The organism is Streptomyces sp. NBC_01537 (assembly GCF_045040445.1).
Lineage (GTDB): Bacteria > Actinomycetota > Actinomycetes > Streptomycetales > Streptomycetaceae > Actinacidiphila.
This window is the reverse complement of sequence record NZ_CP109392.1, coordinates 9,137,569-9,156,291: the sequence shown is the minus strand read 5'-3', so window position 1 is coordinate 9,156,291 and position 18,723 is coordinate 9,137,569. Positions and strand designations below refer to the sequence as shown.

The window sequence follows — 18,723 nt, the reverse complement described above, 5'->3', positions numbered from 1 at the left end:
AGTCAGTTTCGGTTGAGCGGCAGGGTGGTGCAGCGCAGGGATCCGGGGATCCGGGTGACCTCGGAGTAGTCGATGGTGAGGACCTCGATTCCGCGCGCGGTCAGCTGGGCGGCGATGCGGTCGGTGCCGGCGGCGACGACGACCGTGCCTGACGCGATCGCCAAGACGTTGGCCTGCACGGCACGTGCCTCGTCGTTGCTGACGTCGATCAGGTCGAGGTGCTGCTCGAACCAGTGGAGCTGGGCGGGCGGGAAGACCGTGCGGTGGATAAGCGCGGTGTCGGGGGCGACGATGGTGAAGTGGTCGTCCAGGTGGACGATGCCGGGGGCGCTGAAGTCGATCGGCCTGACCTCGCGGTCGATGCCGCGGCTGGTCAGTGCGGCCTGCAGAGCCTTGATGCCCGCCGCCGAGGTCTCCTCGCTGAGGCCGACCAGGACCGAGCCGGAGTGGAGCATGACGTCGCCGCCCTCGATGGTTCCCTCGGCCAGGTGGACGACGTTGGGGGCGCCGACGGCGAGCTGCGCGAGCGCGTCGGCCTCCGGTAGGCGGTGAGCGGAGTTGAGCCGCGCCATGACGAGGATGTGGTCGATGACGAAGGCGATGTCTCGGGGGTAGTGCTGGACCGAGCAGCCTGGGGCCTCATCGAGGAGAATCACCTCGGTGCCGCGGCTGCGCAGCAGGTGGATGAAGGCGTCCTGCTGCTTGCGGACCGTAGGCGGGGAGTACTGCGTCCAGGTGCTGGTGGTCTGCTGGCGGGCGAGGACGGGATGTACATCGGGGCCGTCGAGGTCGCGGGTGAAGTCGCCGGCGTAACGCATCGCGACGCGCTGAAGAGTGCCGTATTCGCTGGTGGCGTGCGGGGTGAGCACGGTGTGTCTCCTGGGGCCTGGGCTGGGCAGGACGGGCTCCAGGTGGAGCCGGGCGCGGCGCGAGGTTCCCAGACTGGGCCCGGGAGCTGGCAGGTCAGGCTGCCGGGCCCCCGGACGGTGCCCACTGGCGTTAGCCGGCGGTGCTGTGCTGGGTGTCCGGCACCTGGTCCAGCCAGGACACCGCGTCGCCGCGGAAGGACTGGTTGACCGGAATGAGGTCGGCCCCATCGGGCTCGTCGAGCGCGGGGATGTTGACGCCCATCCAGGTGTCGCCGTAGTCGAAGGCCGCGATATGGGTGCCGCAGGTGGGACAGAACCCGCGCTTGGTCTCGCCCGGGAACGTGTCATACCAGGTCGGCTCGCCGCCCTCGCCGGTCCACTCGAAGGTGTCGAGGGGGAACGCCACCCACGACATCATCGGGCAGCCGCCTCGCTTCTTGCAGTCCTTGCAGCTGCACGTGTGGGGGTAGTCCGGCTCGCCCTTCGCGGTGAACCGGATCCGCCCGCAGTGGCAGCCGCCGGTGCGGGCCGCGGCGACGATGTCGGGGGTGGCGTTCATCAGTTCATCTCCCGTGCGCGGTGAGCAAGTTGAGCCCACCAGTGTGTCATTCCCTCGGTGATCGTCAGGAAGCCGTCGAGGGCCTGCGGGAGGTCGACGTGGAAGAGTTCACTCTCCTTGAGGAACCGGGCCAAGCCCTCGATGTGGGCGGCCTCGACGCTCAGGCCGCCGACCTGGGCGGCCTCGTGCTCGTCGTCGAGGTGGAGCTCGTAGTAGCAGTGCAGCTTCTTGAGTTCGCTGCCGCTGCGCTGGATGGTCAGCTCGCCGTAGCGGTTGGTGATGTCCCGAAGGATCTCGGTCTCGGCGATGGCCACGGCCTCCGTGGCGTAGTAGGCGCCGGCGATCAGGCTGGGCATGTGCGAGCCGACCATCCACTGGTGGAGGTCGACCAGCAGGGCAGTCTCGGGGGCGGGGACGTGGCCGTTGACGAGCAGCCCGAGGTCGGACAGTAAGGCGTTGGTGTACAGCACGTAGTGCGCGGGCACCTTGCCGCGCTCGCCCCCTTCCTCCAGGTGGTTGCGGCGCAGCTCGTGCGCGAGCTCGGGGCAGAAACCCTCGACGTTGGTAGCGGCCGCCTTGAGGAACTGGGCGTTGTAGCGCGCGAACACCGAGAGTTCCTCGATGTACATCCGGGCCTGGCCCACGGTGAGCTCGGCGGCGCCGACCTGGTCGGCGATCTTCCCGTAGATCCAGTCGATCATCGGGGCGAGGTGTGCGGTCACCAGGGCTTCGCCAGTGGGGAAGTTGCCGAGCAAGGTGCCGTGGACGGCGCTGCGGGTCTCGGGGAAGGCCTTGAGGTAGGCGTGGACGAGGCTGTTGTCGGGGGTCATGACGCGGTGTCCTCCGTGTCGGCGGAGCGGGCGTGCAGGTGCAGGCCGCCGGTGGCGCCGAGGGCCCGGACGGCGGTGAGGAGCTCCTCGGTGTCGGGCAGGGTGATGCTGGTGCCGGCGTTGAGCGCGGAGACGGTGTTCTCGTCCAGCGTCGCGGAGTCGATGCCGGTCTCGAAGCCGCGCAGCAGGACCCGCTCGCCGTCGACGATCACCTGGTAGGGGGTGATCAGCGAGATCTCGGCGCCGGGCATGACCTGCTCGGGGTCGAAGGCGGTCGCGGCTTCCTGGCGGGACAGGTCTGCCTCGGTCAGCTCCCAGCCGCCGTTGCTGCGCAGCGTGGCCCACCGCTGGGCGGCGTGCTTCCGGGCCGCCTCGGGGACGCGGTCTGCGGCGACGAGCAGCAGTTCCCGGCCGACGCCCGCCAGACGCTCTGCCACGGCGCCGGGGTCGGAGGCCGCATTCGCCATCTCGGAGGGCTCATTGAGCGGGTCGTCGGGCCCCTGGCCGGCCAGCGAGGCGAGGACCTCCGGGAAGATGCGGTCCTGCAGGATCTGCGCGTACGGGTAGGTGTACAGCGGCATGGCCACCGAGACGGAGAACGTCTTCTGGGTGCCGACGTGGAAGACCCGACGGGGCAGGAACAGGGCGTCGCCGGGTTCCAGCAGGAAGTGCTCGCCCTCATCCAGCAGAGCCTGGTAGTCGCCGTACGTCGGCTTCTTGTCCCCAGTGAGCTTCTCGTACTGCTCGGCGGGCCAGCAGTAGAAGTTCTTGGCGTTGGGGCCGAGGTGGATGAGGAAGGCGTCCTCATAGCCCTCGTGGATGCCGAAGGCGGTGCCGGCGTAGTTGCCGGCGAAGGCGACCTGCTCGGCACCGCCGAGGGGCAGGCCCCACCCGTCGATGAGGCTCTCCAGGAAGGCGCCGAGGCCGGCGGCGAGGCCGGGGCTGACGGTCTCCAGGTTGTTGATGACCAGACTGAAGCGGTCGGTGCCGAGGAGGTCCTGCATCCACGGCACGAAGGTGTCGTCGCCGTCGGTGTCCCAGGGGGTCGCGGTCAGCACCGTGGGCAGGAGGTCGTCGCGGCGGTCCTCGCCGACGTAGACGCGGGCGTGCGCCTTGATGCCGGCGCCCGCGGTGTGGGCCCGGCGGATGGCCTCGAACCCGGCCAGGACGTACTCCGGGCCGGCTGCGGTAGCGGGGATGATGCCCTTGAACAGGTAGGGCGTGGTCCTTGTGGTGGTGTGGTCGGGGAAGGTGCCCGTCCAGAAGGTGCGGTCGGGCGGCCAGGCGTAGCTGGGCATCGGGGAATCTCCTGACGTTCGGGCAGGCTGCCGTGATCGGGGTGGCGCGAGAGGGGCCCGGTTGGCCGGGCGGCGGGCAGTCAGGTGAGGTAGTTCTCGGGGCCGCCATGGCGGACGGTGTCCAACGTGAAGCAGTGGAAGCCGCCGCCGAACAGCCGCCGGTGCCTGTGGCGGACGGGGGCGACGGTGAAGCCGCGGCTTTCCAGGACGTCGATCAGCTCCGGGTACAGGGAGTTGACGATGACGGTGTTCTCGTCGACGGAGAGGAGGTTGATGTCCATGTACCGGCTGCCGATGGGGATGACGAAGCCGAGGTCCGTGTAGTCCGGGAAGTTCTCGTCGTCGGCCTCCGGGGCGTAGATCACGTCCCAGGACTGCATGGCCTCGGGCAGGTACCGCAGGTACTTCGGCGAGCGCAGCAGCATCAGGCCGGGGCGCAGCGGGACCAGGACGCTGTCGATGTGGTTGTCGGCCATGGCGTCCAGGCGGTGGAACCGCAGGTTGCGGAGGTTGTCCCGCAGCCAGCGCAGGGCGAGTTCGTGGTTGTGGTTGGCGACGTTGACCAGGACGTCGCGGCCCAGCCGCATGCACTGGGCGCCGTCGAAGACCATCTCCAGGCCCAGGCCCTCGATGTTGCCGGCCGTCTCGCCCTCGGTGGCGCGGGTGACGTCGAGGCCCTGGCGGGTGAAGTAGGTGGTGTCGAGGGAGTCGCGGGTCAGGGCGGGCCGGGGCATGCTCAGCCACTTCGCCCCGGCCTTGTAGTAGCGGTAGAAGACCGGCTTGAGCAGGTCGTTTTCGAAGATCCGGGCGCGCACGTGGGGCGCGGTCTCCACGATGGTGTTGCCGAGGATGATGGTCTGATCGCGGACGTTGAGGGGCGGGGTGGCCCGGGCGTCCCAATGCGGGGAGCGGATGTCGACGGCTTTACCCGGGGCCGCGGGCCGCAGGACGTTGACGCCGCACCCGGTCAGGGCGTCGGCCAGGCCGGCGATGTCCTCATTGAGCTCGTCGACCAGCTGCGCGGGGATCGGCAGAAGTTCCTCCCCCGCAGGGGTGGTGTGCCGGCCCAGGGCGGGGGCGACGTTGTCGTAGAAGAACAGCCGCCACGAGGGGTCGGTGTGGTGGTCGGTGTAGTGCTCGGCGCGCCCGAGGACGACCTCGTCGAGCCGGGTGAACTCGTCGAAGCTGTTCAGCGCCGGTGGAGGGGCAGAGATGGGCTGGGGCATGGTCTGCCGCCTCCTCGGCGGCGGGCGACGGCGCGCCCCGTCCTGACGCACTCGTGTGCGCCCCGGAGGATCGGTGCCGTGCGGGTTCAGTGGGCGGGTTCGGGGTGGGTCAGGCGGCCGGGGCGTGCCCGCGCGCCGGAAGGGTGGCGCTGGGGGCGGCACTCAGGCGGGTGATGATGTCCTCGATCACGCACGGCTGGTCGGGGGTGGAGCGCCGGCGGAAGAAGTAGCCGGAGCACCAGGGCACTTCGTCCCAGCGCGGTAGGTGCCGGGAGGTCAGGGTGCGGGCCTCGGGCAAGCGCCGCCAGGGGATCTGCGGGCACCAATGGTGGATGGGGTGGAACATGTCGTCCCGGTGGCCGCCGAGCAGGTGCCGGGTGAGCCAGTGGGAGGTCCAGCCCCGGGTCTGCAGGAGGATGTCGTCGTTCTCGATCAGGCCCGCGTGGTTGCCCAAATCGGTGATCCAGGTGACGACGGGCCGCACTAGGACGAGGGGGGGTAGCCAGTAGAGCAGGAGGTATGGCACGCCGCCCACGGGCCAGAGCGCGGTGACGACGGCCGCCCACAGTACGGCCCGGGCTGCGAGCGCCCGCCAGGTCTCCTCCGGCGCGCGGGTGAGCAGAGTCAGAGCGGCGGTCTTCGGCAGGCGCCACACGGCGTTGCGCACGATGACCCGCAGCACGAAGGAACGGCGGCTGGGCGTCGTGCCGGCGGCGCGGATGTCGCCAGCGCGGTAGGACTGGAACATCGGGTCGTCGTGGCTGCCGAGCTTGGCGTGGTGCACGTAGTGGCTGCTGCGGTACGGCTCGAAGCTCTCGCCGAGCAGGCCGGTCAGGATGTAGCCGATGAACCGGTTGCCGCGGCGGGTGGCCATGAGCTTGGAGTGCACGCACTCGTGCGCGAGGTTGGACAGGTGCCGCTGGCGGACGCCGATGTAGCAGATGGCGAGTAGCGGGCCGACGACGTAGCCGACGGTGTGGCCGACGATCGCCGCGGCGGCGATCGCGACGAGGTCCCAGGCAACGTCCCACAGCCCGATGGTCGGACGTCCGCAGAGCTTCTCCAGGTCGGTGATGAGCTGCTGCCCGAGGGCCTTGCGCACGGGGCCGGAAGCTCCGGTGCCGTTGCGGGTCCTGCCAGCGGCGGGGCTGCCCATCAGGTCCTCCAGTCGATGCGGTGCGGACGGGGTGGGGAGTGCGGCGCTCCGGCGCGCCCGCGGGCGGGCAGTGGGCTGGCGAGCACGCTGTTGGCGGGCGCGCCGGAGCACGACGGGAGGCGATTCAGCCGCAGATCAGGCGGCGATGAGGGCGTCCGGGCGCATGCCGGCCTTCAGGTCGGTCGCGTCGGGGCGCATGCCGAGCTTCAGCGCGGGGGCGTCCGGGCGCATGCCGGCCTTGAGGCCGGTCGCGTCGGTGCGCATGCCGAGCTTCAGGACACCCGCGTCGGGGCGCATGCCGAACTTCAACTCGGGGGCGTCCGGGCGCATGCCGGCCTTCAGGCCGGTGTCCGGGGTCATTCCGGCGGTAGCGGTCATGAGAGTTCTCCCTCTTCGGTCGCGGGTGATCCGCGAGTCCGTGTGATCAGGCGATGGAGCTGCCGGGCCGCAGTCGGGATGAGGTGCTGAACCGTCGGCTCGGCACGCCGTGGGTCGCAGGCGCACGCCGGTGGAGAAGGTCGCGCCGGAGCACGTCCTCTCCATCCGTGGATGAGCGTTGCGTGACGCGGTTGCACTGGGCGCTTGGCCAGTCACGCTAGGGCTGTGCCAGAGGGAGCCGCAACGGCTCTGGCCGTTGCGCCGGTTGCACGGGGCCGTTGCGCGACCATTGCGCGCACACACTCTCTGATCTGCGGAAACTCTGAAATCTGGTCCTGAACGAGCCGCAGATCGGGCTCACCGGGCGCTGCGCGGGATGCGGCAGGACTTCTGCTGCGCGCGCTGCCACGACTAGCTTGTGACCCCGCCGAGGAGAACCGGATTCGGTGCCCTGGCACCCAGATTCCCCCCATCTGCCGTCGGAAACACGGACCTTGAGGAGGACGCGTGCTCAACCCCGTCGTCATGAAGTCCGACCTGCTGTTCAGCCTGCGTGACACGCTGCGCTCGGAGACGTTTGTCGAGGTGGTCACCCCGACGCTGCGCAGGGTCGACCTCGGCCCGGGACGCCGCGTCCCGGTCGATCTCGACGGGGGGCGGTTCCTGCGGGCGATGATCGGCCCGGCCTTGCGCGTGAACATGGAGCACCACCGGCGGGTCTTCGAGATCGGTCCGTGCTTCCGGCCCGAGAAGCCGGACGAACTCCACGCACCCGAGTTCCAGATGCTCGACCTCTATGCCGCAGACGAGGACTTCGAGTTCCTGTTCGCGCTGGCTGAGCGGCTGGTCGCGCCGCACATCCGCTACGCCCCCCAGCGGGTCTCCGTCGCCGGCCACATCCGTGACCTGTTCGGTATCGACCTGTGCCGCGAGCCGCTCGGCGACCTGCCCGCGCGGATGTCCGCCTACCTGAATCTGAGCGCCGACGTGCCGTTCGAGGCGGTGCTCGGGCAGTTCGTGGAGCGCGAGTTGGAGACACAGAGCACAGGCGCCGCGCTGTTTTTGACCGAGTATCCGGTCGGCGGGGACGAGCCGTGCGCCCGTCTCGCCCCAGGCACGGCTGCCGTCCTCAACCGCTTCGAGCTGGTGGTCGACGGCATCGAGGTCGTCCACGGCTACGAGGACGAGCCCGACGGGGACGCGTTCGTCGAGCGGGCCCGCGCGGTGGGCCTGTACGACGACGAGCAGGCTCTGGCGTGGAAGGCGATCGGCGCCGGGCGGGTGCCGGCCGGCAGCGTCGGACTCGGCATCGGCATCGAGCGGCTGTGCATGGCCGCCTCCGGCCTCAAGGACATCACCGTCTTCCAGCAGTCGCCCCGGTTCTGACCCCCGTCCCCACCAGCGTCCGGAAGGAGCCGCGATGTCCTTGTCGCTGCGCCCGCTCAACGGCAGCGGCTTCGGCGCCGTCGTCGACTGCAGCCTCGCGACCGAGGCCCGAGACCTCGCGCCGTACTTGGCGCAAGCCCTGCACCAGCACCGGCTGCTGATCGTGCCCCGGCAGCACCTGACCCACGCCGATCTTCTGGCGGTCGCCTCCTGCTTCGGGACGGTGGACACTCACGTCGACCGCCGGTATGCCGTCGGCGGCTTCCCCGGCCTGACCGTAATCAGCAACATCGTCGAGGACGGGGAGCATGTCGGTGTCTACGACGGGGACGACGAGGAGGAGTGGCACGCTGACAACAGCTTCAAGCCCGAGCTGACCCGGGCGACGTTGCTGTACTCGGTCATCACCCCCGAGCACGGCGGACAGACCCGGTTCGCCGACGCGACCCGCGCCTACGCCGACCTTCCCGAGGCAGTGAAGCAGCGGGTCAACGGGCTGAGCGCGGTGCACTCCATCGAGCAACTCGGCGTACTGCAGAGCCAGGCCAGCGGCGGCCAGTCGTCGGCCGCGATCGGCAGTCTCGCCGCCCACCCGGACGTGGAGCACCCGCTCGTCCTGACACATCCGGTCACCGGCGCCCGCTCGCTGCTGCTCGGCTCCATGGTGATCCGCGGCATCACTGGCCTGGCCGAGGAAGACAGCCGCGTCCGGCTCGACGACCTGCTGCAGCACACGACCAGCAAGCCGTACGTCTACAGCCACCGCTGGAGCCAGGGTGACCTGGTCGTGTGGGACAACCTCGCCACCCTCCACACTGCCTCCCCGTGCGACAGCTCCTGCCACCGCCGCCTGCTGTACCGCGCCGCCGTCCGATAGCCGACAGCCTCGCGTCACACCGCTGGATGACCCGCGGCGAGAACGCGAGGGCCGCCCCTGCAGCCGGCCCTAGGGTTTGCCCATGACCGTGAAGGTTCCCCTGAAAGAGACCGCCCTCAACGCCGTCCGCATCACCCGCATCGGCCGCGAAGTACAGAGCGCGTGCCCTGAGTTCAACTCCGACGCCTTCGTGCGGGAGGTGATGACCGACCTACCCCGGCTGGAGCTGAAGGACCGGATCACCCGCACCAGCCAGGCCCTGCACACCCACCTTCCAGTCACCGGCACCGAGGCCCTCGATGTGCTGCTGCGCTCGCTGCCGCCGACCCCTGAAGCCGCCGGCGTGACGAACGACTTCGGGCTGCACATCTACTCACCGCACTCCGACTACGTCGCCCGCTACCTGCGCACCGGCGAGCACCTGGACCGGGCCCTCGACGCCCTCGCCCGCCTGACCCGCTACTTCACTGCCGAACTTGCCGCGCGGCACTTCCTCACCACCTCCCCCGACGAGACGATGAAGGCGGTGAACGCGTGGGCCCGCGACGAGGACCACCGGGTCCGCCGGCTGGCGAGTGAGGCGACCCGTCCCCGCCTGCCCTGGGCGCCTCGGATCACGCTGCCCGTCGATGCGGCGCTGCCCGTCCTCGAGCAGCTCTACGCCGACCCCAGCCCCTACGTCCGCACCTCGGTCGCCAACCACCTCCACGACCTCTGCGCCGATCGGCCGGACCTGGTGCTGACCACCCTCCATCGCTGGAAGGAGTCCGGCCGCGCCGCCGACCAGCCCTTCACGTTCATCGCCCGGGAATCTCTGCGTAGCAGGTTGAAGGCAGGATGGCCAGCCGCGTACGCCTTCCTCGGGTACGCGCACGACGCGCCGGTCGAGCTGACACCTCTGGTCCTGGAGTGCACCGAGCTGTCCGACGGCGACACGCTCAGCTTCTCAGCCGCCCTCACCACCACCGTCACCGCGCCGGTGCACGTGATGTTCGTGATCTCCTCAACCACCCAAGGCGGCAAGCCGCGGGAGAAGGTGTACTTCCTTCTGCGCGGCACTGTCGAGCCGGGCCGCGAGCTGCAACTCGCCAAGGACCACGTGCTGCGCTCGACCGCCACCGTGAAACTCACCCCGGGCGCGTACTCGGTCGCCTTCCAGGTCAATGGGCGACGTTTCCCGGCGACGGCCTTCCACGTCCGGGAGGCATGACGAGCTGCCCGCTCCCATGAACTGAACCCGACCCCACCCAGGAGCCCGGAGGGCGTGGCGAGCCTGCCGCCACGGCCCGGTCAGCCATGCCCATCCCGGCGTCGGACGTCCGACGCAATCCCCCGAAGGAGTGACCCAGCCTGATCGAACGAGTTTGAGACTCGGCCGCCCCAGCCCGCCGACCAATCCCCGCCATTAGAACTCGCGTTCACAAAATGCCCCTCGATCCGGCCGTGACGGGACCAGATCCGGCGCGTTTTTAGAGCACCAGTGCCACTCGCCCAGGTGGAGGATGCCATGTACCCCACTCCTGCTCCCACGTTCCAGCCCCCTGGATTCGAACGGCAGCTCTGCGCGACCACATCCTGCGTTGACGGCACCATCAACTCAACGCGACCGGATACGGGGTGGGCGGCATGAGCGAGCCCACCGATGCATCAGCCGACAGGAGGGCAGGATCGTGCAGGAGGGCACCTACCGAGAGCTCGCCGAGCAAGAGGGCTTGTTCCAACAGCTGCTGTCCTACCAGGTCACCTCCGATCCGGACGGCGAGAAGCACGGGACGCGCGCATGAGCCGCCCCCGTGTCCGTGGAGGAAGCCCAGTTGCGGTGATTCCGCATGCGGCTACGTACTCCATCGACCGTCCCACGCCCCTGTTCCACGACTCCCGAGGTGAACACGTGCCGCTCACCCGTTCCCACGTCCGCGCGACCGTCGAGGCGTATCTCGTCCGGCATCCGCATGAGCGGAAGGCTCTGGCCGGGCTGTCGGACGTCCTGGACGGCATCGGAGATCCATCCAGCCACACGACCCTGCCCGTTCACGTCACCTGCAGCGCGGTCGTCATCGACCGCTACCGTCGTGTGCTGCACATCGGCCACAAGGCCACCGGGTTGCTGCTCGCGCCGGGCGGCCACGTGGAGGCGGATGACCGGAATCTCCTGGCTGCGGCCCTGCGGGGGGTGTGCGAGGAGGCAGGGCTCCGGCCCGGGGACCTGTGCCTGACCCCGCAGTTCCTCGGTGCTCCGATCGACATCGACGTCCACGACATCGACGCCAATCCGGCCAAGGGCGAGACCAGCCACCGGCACTTCGACTTCCGCTTCGCGTTCTACCTCACAGCCGAACAGCCGCCGCGGCTCGGACTGCAGGACGAGGAGGTCTCCGGTGCCCAGTGGCTCCCGTTCACCGACGTCAGATCGCCGACGCTGCGCGCCAAGCTCCTGGCCGCCGACGGCGACGGGCTCGACGGGCAGCCCCAGCCCGTGAACGCCTCGGCCGTGGTCTTCGACGACACCGGCCGCTACCTGCTCCACCTACGCGACAACTACCCCCACATCTGGGAGCCGGGAGCCTTCGCCCTGCTCGGCGGCGGCCGGGAGCCGCACGACAGCTCGCTGGAAGCAACGCTCCGGCGCGAGCTCGCCGAAGAGGTGCCAGGGCTGCACCCGTCCGACTTGGCGCCGTTCGCCGTGGAGAAGGCCACCGGCGTCGACGGCCTGTGCGTCCCGATCCAGGTCTTCGCCGGCCGCTGGAACGGCAACCCCAACACCCTCACCCTCAACGAGGGTGTCCTGCTGCGCTGGTTCGAGCCGGATGTACTGCACCGGCTGCGGCTGAGCCCGTCGACGATCGACCTGCTGCACCGGCACGCAGCCCAGACGGGTCCGCCCAAGCGAACCGCCACCGGCAAAACGGTGCGCAACGTGATCGGCGTCCACCTGTACTTGGAGGACGCCGAAGGCCGGATCCTGCTCGGCCGGCGCCACCCCGGCTCGGCCTACGCCGGCGGACAGTGGCACTTCCTCGCCGGCCACCTGGAACGCGAGTCCGCGGTGCAGTGCCTGGTCCGCGAGGCCAGTGAGGAAGCGGGCCTGGACATCGACCCGGCCGACGTCGCCCACGTGCACACCGTGCACCTGAGCGACACCCCCGATGCGGAGCCCCGCATGCAGATGGTGTTCCGCGTCCGCACCTGGAAGGGCACTCCCCAGGTTCTGGAGCCCGACCGGTGCCTCGAATGGAAGTGGTGGCGGCCCGAGGCCCTGCCCGAACCGATCGTCCCCTACACCCGGCAGGCCATCGGGCAGATCCTCGCCGGCCACCCGTACTCCGAACTGGGGTGGTGAACAGGTGACCTCCCTGAACACCGGCTCCGCTCCCCCTGTCCGGGCCTCCGTAGCTCCGCCATGTGCCGAAAGAACCTCGGCCTTGCAACCGAGCATCGCGCCCGACCCGGCTGCTGCGCGGGCCGCGATGGTCACCCGGCTGGAGGCCGAAGGCGCTCTTCATCCGGGCCCGGTCCGCCACGCCCTGCTCGCGCTGCCCCGTGAGGTACTGATGCCGCAGGCCTACGTGCGGCGCAGCGCTCCCGGCGAAAAGCCGCCGCGGTGGGATCTGCTGGACTGGGCGACGCTGCAGGACCGCCCGGAACTGTGCGAACTGCTCCACGGTGAGGGCAGTGTGCTCGTCCAGCACGACGGGGAGCCGCTCCTCGGCCGGGCTCGCGGATCCAGGTCGGGCGCGTCGATGACGTCGATGTCGACGGTGATGAGCCTGACTGCCTCTCTGCTGGAGGAACTGGACCTCCGGCCCGGGCAGCGGGTGCTGGACGTCGGCACGGGACCGGGAGTGACCGCTGCGGTGGCCTGCCAGGTCTGCGGGGACGGCGGGGTGGTCACCCTTGAGCGCGACCGTCACCTCACCGATGCTGCTGCGGCGCGGCTGGGCGAGTTCGGGTACCGCCCGGCGGCGGTGTGCGGGACAGGCGAACAGGGTTGTCCTGAGCGGGGCCCCTACGACCGCATCTTCGTGTCGTACGCGGTGCCGCGCGTGCCGGGCGCCCTCGTCGATCAGCTCGCTCCCAGGGGACGCATGCTGATGCACATCACCACCGGGTCCCCGTCGTGGCCCGCCCTCGCCGTCGTCGAGCGCGCTGCTGACGGGAAGCTCCGGGCTGAACTGCGGGCCGTGGAGTCCGCCCACCGCGCCGGGCACGGCATGCAGCGGATCTTCCTCACCGAGGAGTTCCGGAACCTCATCGCCACCGATCCGGGCACATGGAGGCAGCGCAGCATGCTGGCCCCGCCCGCCGTGACCGACCGGGGCTTGTGGCTGGCAGTCGACCATCTCCTGGGCGGAGGGCTGGTGCGGGACTTCAGCACCGAGCACCTCGCGGTTGGCGCGCCCGGCTGTGGATCGTGGCTGCGCGTGGAGCCGGTGGGGCACCGGCGCTGGGACGTCATCACGAACGGGCCGCGCGACATCTGGAAAGAGATCCAGGACCTCACTGCCCTGTGGCGGGCGGCCGGTTGCCCCGACCGCTACCGGCTGTCCTTCGGGCCGGACGGCGCGCAGCGGGCCGTGTCGGCCTGCGGCCGCCTGTCCTGGCAACTGTCAGCACCTCGCCCGACTGATGAGGAAGCAGCATCGTGACCTATCCCCATGGGCCCTTTCCGAGCCTCCCGCCGGAGGAGGAGGCGCTGTTCGCGGCAGCGGCCGCCGGCTACGCCCGCTACCGGCCAGGGGTGCCGGACGCGGCGGCCCGCCTGCTGGCCGGCGCCCTGCGCGGGCGGCCGGCGCCGGTGCTGCTGGACCTGGGCACCGGCACGGGGCAGGTTCCTCGCGCGCTCCTGGCCGCCGTTCCCGGCTTGGCGCACATCGAGGCGGTCGACGTCAGCCGGCGGATGCTGGACCAGGCCCGGGACTCGCTCGCGCCGGTGCTCGGCCGCTGCACGCTCCGCCTCGTCCATGCCACGGCCGACACGTACGCGCCCCTGGCACCGCTGCCCGGAGAAGCGCAGCGGGCACCGGACTTGGTCACCTGCTGCCGGGCGTACCACTGGATGGACGGGCCGGCGGTGTTGGCGATGGCGGATCGGGTCGCCGCACCCGATGCCACAGTGGCGATCATGGGCGACGGGAGCCTGTGGACGCACGACTGCGACTGGACCCTGGCTCTGCGCGAGCTGATCCAGCGCTACCTGGGCCCCGGCCGCCGGGCGGGCGCCCGCGGTGTCTACGCCGAGCCCAGCCGCTCGTTCGAGGAAGACCTCGCCGCGTCGGCATGGACCGACCTCACCGAGCACCGCATCCCCATCGCCCGCACCTGGACGCCCGCGGAGGTACTCGGCTATCTGCGCACCACGTCCTTCGCGGGCCCGACGCTTTTCGGGGAGCGTCACGCCGCGTTCGAAGCCGACGCCCGCGCGCTGCTCCACGCTCACGCTTCCAACGGATCCCTGGTGGAGAACACTGTGTTCACGGTCCTGCTCGCCCGGCGCCCCGGTGGTGCGTCATGATCAGAGCGCAGCGGCACACCGAGCCGCTGGACGTCCACCTGATCCTGCGCAAGGACACCCGCGACGGGCCGGAGGTCCTGCTGTCCCGGCGGGCCAGCGCGGTCTACGCCGCCCAGCTGTGGCATCTGCCCAGCGGCCATCTTGACGGCCCGGCGGAGGACGTTGTCACCGCGCTGGTGAGGGAGACCCTGGAGGAGACCGGCGTCCTCGTCGACCCCGCTGATGTCCGCGCGGCCACCACCGTGCACCACCGCTCCCCCGGCGGCGGCGCGCGCGTCGGGTTCTTCCTCGAGGTCCGACGCTGGCACGGCACCCCGCGCGTCATGGAGCCGGACGTGTGCGACGGCATGGACTGGTTTCGGCTCGGCGCCCTGCCGGAGCCGATGGTCGCGTACTGCCGGGCCGGGCTGGATGCCTACCGGGCCGGGGCCCGGATGGCCGTTCACTTCCAGGAGCCCGGCGATCCGATCGCCTACACCCCGGACCTCGACCGGCTGCGCCTGGTTCCCGACACCGGCCCGGGGGGCGGGAGTCCCGAGGCTACGGTGCGGGACTTCGCCGAGCGGGCGGTCGGCCGGATCATCGACTGGACGGACGTCTCCTGGGCACGGGAGGGCAGCCGGGTGTGGCGGGCGCACGGCGCCGAGGGCGGGATCTGGTTCGTCAAAGTCCACCAGAGCGACCGATTCCACCAGCGCGAGGTGGGGGCATTGCGCGGCTGGGTCCCGCATCTGGGCGCGGCCGCGCCGCGGCTGGTGGCCGCCGACCCGGCGTTGCGGGCCGTCGTCATCACCGCGGTGGGAGGCCGGTCCCTGCATGGCGCCGTCCACCCGCCCCAGGAGCAGCGGCGGATCTTCTACCGCATCGGGCAGCTCGCGGCGGCCATCCACCGCAGTGCCCCGGCCCGACCGGCCACCGGCACGCTGCCTCTCGGGAAATTGGAGCGGCACCTGGCCGGGGCCCGCGCCCATCTCGCGCCCGGGGATGAGGAGTTCGTCCGTGCCATGGCGGCGAAGGCCGCCGGCCTGCCCGCTCTGGAGACGGTGCCCACGCATGGCGACTTCCAGCTCCGGAACCTGCGTTGGGACGAGGTGACCGACACCTTGTACGTGATCGATTTCGAGCGGAGCGAGGAAGGCCCGGCCGTACGGGACTTCGTGCGCCTTGCGGACGCGTGGGGCGGGCGTCCGGACCTCTTCGAAGCAGTGATGGACGGCTACGGCCGCCCCTTCACCCCGGCCGAAGAGGAGCATCTGGGCGTTCTTGCGGCGCTTGATGCCGTATCCGGCATTCAGTACGGCGCCCACGGCCACGGCGACATGGAGCTTGTCGAGCGTGGCCGCCGCACCCTGGCCCGTCTGCGCGCCACGGGCCGCCCGTGAACACCACACCGCCCACCGCATCGGACCAGTTGAGGAGCAGCACCGTGGGGTACGTCGTCCGTGAGCAGTGGCAGGAGCACTTTGCCGACGGGAAGGGGTTTCGGCCGTTGGGTGACAGCGAGCGGGCGCTGCTCGCCGAACACACTCCCGTGCCTGACGGCGGCGGGCGCGCGCTCGACCTGGGCTGCGGCGCCGGGGGCCTGGCCGCCTATCTCGCGTCTCTCGGCTACGTGGTGGACGCCGTGGACTTCGCCGACAGCGCCCTCGCGCGGGCTCGGGAGGAACACGCGGACGCCGTGGGGGTGAGCTGGATCTGCCTGGATATCGAGCGCGACGACCCGGCAGAGCTGCATGAGGACGGCTACGACCTGATCACCATGCGCCTGATGTACCCGTTCGTACGGGACCGCAGCCGCGTCCTGCGCGGGCTCGGCGGGCGCCTGCGGCCCGGCGGCGCGCTCGTGGTCATCACGCCCACCGTCGAACACACGCCGGACGAGCGGCGGGACATCGCCCTGGACGAGGACGAGATCAGCGTGCTCACCGAAGGCTGGGAGACGGTCGAGCGGCTGGACGCGGACCAGCTCGCCGTCCTGGTCCTGCGCGGTCCCTGCCACGCCGGCACCCGGGCGGCCGAGAAGCGACCACCCACGGGCCACGCCCTGACCGGAGCCCTCGCCGTCGTCACCGACGAGGCCGGGAGGGTCCTGCTGGGCCGGTCCGCCCGGGGCATGTGGGAAATGGCCGGGGGCAAGAGCAGCGGTTCGGAATCCTTCGAGACAGCGGCGGTGCGGGAGCTCGCGGAGGAGACCGGCCTGACCGCCGACGCTGCCGATGCGCACGTGGTGACGATGCTCGTCGATGACAGCCACGGCGTGCCCCGGCTCACCGCGGTCGTACGCATCAGCGCCTGGTCCGGCACCCTCACGAACCCGGAGAAGCAGCTGTTTGACCGGTGGGAGTGGCACGACCTGCACGACCTGGCCTGCATCGGCGACATCTTCACCCCGGCCGCGCAGGCCCTGGACGCCATCTGGCCGGGGACGATCCCCGGCCTGCCGCCCGTCCACTCCTACCCGCTCGCCGTCGGCCAGCCGCCCGTGCCCGGCGAACCGGCCGAAGCTGTTCGCCTGCGCCGCAAGATGACCGACGCCGTCATCGCCGGCGACTGGGCGCCCTCCGAGCCGGTCCGGGAAGCGCTGCGCACGGTGCCCCGGCACCGGTACGCGCCGGAGAAGGACCTCACGACGGCCTACGACGACGACCTGGCCGTTGTCACCCGCCGCGACGAGACCGGGCGGGCGACCAGCTCGGTCTCTGCCGCCTGGCTCCAGGCCGACATGATCGAAAGCCTCCGGCTGCGGCCGGGCGCGATCGTGTATGAGGCGGGATCCGGCGGCTACAACGCCGAGCTGCTCGCCCACGTCACGGGCGGCCGGGTCGTCACCGGCGACATCGATCCGTTCGTGGTGCACCGCACCCGTCGGCTGACCGCGGAGGCCGGGAGCGGACGCGTCACCCCTTTCCAGGGCGACGCGGCGCTCGGCGCGCCCACGCACCTGGTGCCCCGGGGCGGGTTCGACGGGAGCATGATCACGTACAACGTGTGGGATATCGCTCCGGCCTGGCGAGAGCAGCTCGCCGAGGGCGGGCGCCTGGTCCTGCCGCTCGAGATCCACGGTTACACCCGCGCGATCGCCTTCCGGCGCAGCGGTGACGTGCTGCACGCGCGGAAGTTCACGCACTGCGGATTCGTACGGGCCCAGGGCGAGCATGCCCGCAACGCCCCGGTCGTCGACCTCCTCGGCGGTGAGTTGCAGATCCGCTTCGAGGACAACGCCCCCGCCTCCACGCAGGGGTTGGAGGAGGCGCTGCGCGGGCCCCGCCACGAGGTCGCCACCGGGGTGACCATGGGGCCGAACTTCTACTTCGGCTCGCTCCAGCTCTACGCGGCCACGACGCTTGCGTCGTTCTGCCGTTTGGCTGCTTACCGGGACAAGGGCACCGGCGTCACCGAGATCGCGAAGGACGGCGACGCGCCGGCGATCCTCGGCGACGCGGGACTGGCCTACCTCATCCACGTCCAGACCCGTCACGGTGACAGCCCGGCCGAGAAGGAATGGGAGTGGTTCGTCCACGCCTTCGGCGAGCAGGGCCCGCAGCTCGCCGAGCAGCTGGCGGCCACGGTCCGGGCCTGGGACCGCGACGTGCGCGACGGCGCTGACCCGGTCCTGACCGTGCACCCGGCCGACACCCCCGATCGCCTGCTGCCCGCCGGGGACGTCCTGGACAAGCCGCTGTCCCGTCTGGTGTTCCAGTGGCCGGGCCGTGACGGCCTCCTCCCGGCCCCCGTTCAGCGCACCGAAGCAGTCGCCGCGGCCGTGGGGGGTGCGTGATCACAACGTCCGCTCCGCCGTCCCTGCTCGGCGTGTTCGCACACCCCGATGACGAATCCCTCCTTGTCGGCGGGGTCCTGGCCCAGCACGCCTGCGGCGGCGCGCGCACCGCGGTCGTCACCACCACCTGGGCGCCGGACAGCCACCGGGCCGCTGAGCTCGCCGACGCGCTGCGCGCCCTTGGTGCAGGCGAGCCCCGGATGCTTGGGTACGGCGACGCCCGCAACCCCAAGTCGGCGCCCGGGCGCCCCCGGCTCTGCGATGCGCCGTTGGACGAGGTCATCGCCCAACTGGTCGCGCACCTGTGGGAGTTCCGTCCCGATGTCGTCGTCACCCATGACGCCCTCGGTCAGCTGACTGGTCACCCGGACCATCGGCGCACCCACCAGGTGACTCTGCTGGCGGTGGAGGCTGCCGGGCTCGCTCACCTCTACCCGCAGGCCGGTGAACCCTGGCAGGCCCCCGCCCTGTTCGCGGCCACCCATCCGCACTCCGGGGTCGCGTACCTGGGGCCGCTCCTGACCGGGGTCGGCAAGACCGTACTGAGCGCGCCGGACGAGTACGCCACCGCGACTGTGGACGTGATGCCGTGGCTGGACCGGAAATGGGCCGCGGTCCTGGCGCACCGCAGTCAGCGGGAGCGGGAGCGGCCGCTGCCCGGAATCCTGTCCCGCCTCGACGAGGAGAGCCGGACCCGGATCCTCGGCACGGAGTACTGCACCCGCATCAGCCTCACGCCATCTCCGGCCGGTCTGAGGCAGCTCACGACGTGACCTGCCGCGTCCGCAAGGCCCAGCCACCCTGCCTCCGCCCGTTATCCCCTGCCCCCCAGAGAAAGGAGCGTCATCGTGCCG

16 protein-coding genes are annotated in these 18,723 nt (G+C 70.9%); 9 read left to right on the top strand and 7 right to left on the bottom strand.

Going from position 1 to position 18,723, the window contains the following annotated elements; genetic code table 11:
- Positions 1–2: 2 nt before the first annotated feature.
- The 7 genes from OG607_RS41975 to OG607_RS41945 all read right to left on the bottom strand — a co-directional run bounded on the left by OG607_RS41975 (position 3) and on the right by OG607_RS41945 (position 6,316).
- Positions 3–869, bottom strand: coding sequence for a dimethylarginine dimethylaminohydrolase family protein (locus OG607_RS41975; RefSeq protein WP_405735094.1), 867 nt, complete (start codon positions 867–869; stop codon positions 3–5).
- Between the two features lie 130 nt (positions 870–999).
- Positions 1,000–1,428: a GFA family protein gene (locus OG607_RS41970; protein WP_405735092.1), complete on the bottom strand. Its 429-nt coding sequence runs from the start codon at positions 1,426–1,428 to the stop codon at positions 1,000–1,002.
- Positions 1,428–2,258, bottom strand: coding sequence for a DUF3865 domain-containing protein (locus OG607_RS41965; protein ID WP_405735090.1), 831 nt, complete (start codon positions 2,256–2,258; stop codon positions 1,428–1,430). The genes OG607_RS41970 and OG607_RS41965 overlap by 1 nt, the downstream gene beginning before the upstream one ends.
- Positions 2,255–3,556: a hypothetical protein gene (locus OG607_RS41960; RefSeq protein WP_405735087.1), complete on the bottom strand. Its 1,302-nt coding sequence runs from the start codon at positions 3,554–3,556 to the stop codon at positions 2,255–2,257. The genes OG607_RS41965 and OG607_RS41960 overlap by 4 nt, the downstream gene beginning before the upstream one ends.
- A gap of 80 nt (positions 3,557–3,636) precedes the next feature.
- Complete coding sequence (locus OG607_RS41955; protein ID WP_405735085.1) at positions 3,637–4,782, bottom strand: inosamine-phosphate amidinotransferase 1; 1,146 nt, start codon at positions 4,780–4,782, stop codon at positions 3,637–3,639.
- Between the two features lie 109 nt (positions 4,783–4,891).
- Complete coding sequence (locus tag OG607_RS41950) at positions 4,892–5,938, bottom strand: fatty acid desaturase family protein (protein WP_405735082.1); 1,047 nt, start codon at positions 5,936–5,938, stop codon at positions 4,892–4,894.
- A gap of 135 nt (positions 5,939–6,073) precedes the next feature.
- Positions 6,074–6,316, bottom strand: a complete 243-nt coding sequence (locus tag OG607_RS41945; protein ID WP_405735079.1) for a hypothetical protein — start codon at positions 6,314–6,316, stop codon at positions 6,074–6,076.
- Positions 6,317–6,823: 507 nt separating this feature from the next.
- Here OG607_RS41945 and OG607_RS41940 point away from each other — a divergent pair.
- From OG607_RS41940 to OG607_RS41900, 9 genes are all read left to right on the top strand, one after another.
- Positions 6,824–7,702: an amino acid--tRNA ligase-related protein gene (locus OG607_RS41940; RefSeq protein WP_405735076.1), complete on the top strand. Its 879-nt coding sequence runs from the start codon at positions 6,824–6,826 to the stop codon at positions 7,700–7,702.
- Positions 7,703–7,736: 34 nt separating this feature from the next.
- The gene (locus OG607_RS41935; protein ID WP_405735073.1) at positions 7,737–8,579 is read left to right on the top strand and encodes a TauD/TfdA dioxygenase family protein; all 843 of its coding nucleotides are present in this window, start codon (positions 7,737–7,739) and stop codon (positions 8,577–8,579) included.
- 82 nt (positions 8,580–8,661) lie between these two features.
- The gene (locus OG607_RS41930) at positions 8,662–9,789 is read left to right on the top strand and encodes a hypothetical protein (protein WP_405735070.1); all 1,128 of its coding nucleotides are present in this window, start codon (positions 8,662–8,664) and stop codon (positions 9,787–9,789) included.
- A 681-nt stretch (positions 9,790–10,470) separates the two neighbouring features.
- Entirely contained in the window at positions 10,471–11,919 is a 1,449-nt protein-coding gene (locus OG607_RS41925; protein WP_405735067.1) for an NUDIX domain-containing protein, read from the top strand.
- A gap of 82 nt (positions 11,920–12,001) precedes the next feature.
- Entirely contained in the window at positions 12,002–13,225 is a 1,224-nt protein-coding gene (locus tag OG607_RS41920) for a protein-L-isoaspartate O-methyltransferase family protein (protein WP_405735066.1), read from the top strand.
- Entirely contained in the window at positions 13,222–14,091 is an 870-nt protein-coding gene (locus OG607_RS41915; RefSeq protein WP_405735064.1) for a class I SAM-dependent methyltransferase, read from the top strand. Before OG607_RS41920 ends, OG607_RS41915 begins: the two co-directional genes overlap by 4 nt.
- A complete protein-coding gene (locus OG607_RS41910) occupies positions 14,088–15,473 on the top strand; it encodes a phosphotransferase (protein WP_405735061.1) in 1,386 nt (461 codons plus the stop codon). The genes OG607_RS41915 and OG607_RS41910 overlap by 4 nt, the downstream gene beginning before the upstream one ends.
- 44 nt (positions 15,474–15,517) lie before the next feature.
- Positions 15,518–17,869, top strand: a complete 2,352-nt coding sequence (fxlM, locus tag OG607_RS41905) for a methyltransferase, FxLD system (protein ID WP_405735058.1) — start codon at positions 15,518–15,520, stop codon at positions 17,867–17,869.
- Entirely contained in the window at positions 17,869–18,642 is a 774-nt protein-coding gene (locus OG607_RS41900) for a PIG-L deacetylase family protein (RefSeq protein WP_405737424.1), read from the top strand. The genes fxlM and OG607_RS41900 overlap by 1 nt, the downstream gene beginning before the upstream one ends.
- The last annotated feature ends 81 nt before the right edge of the window (positions 18,643–18,723 follow it).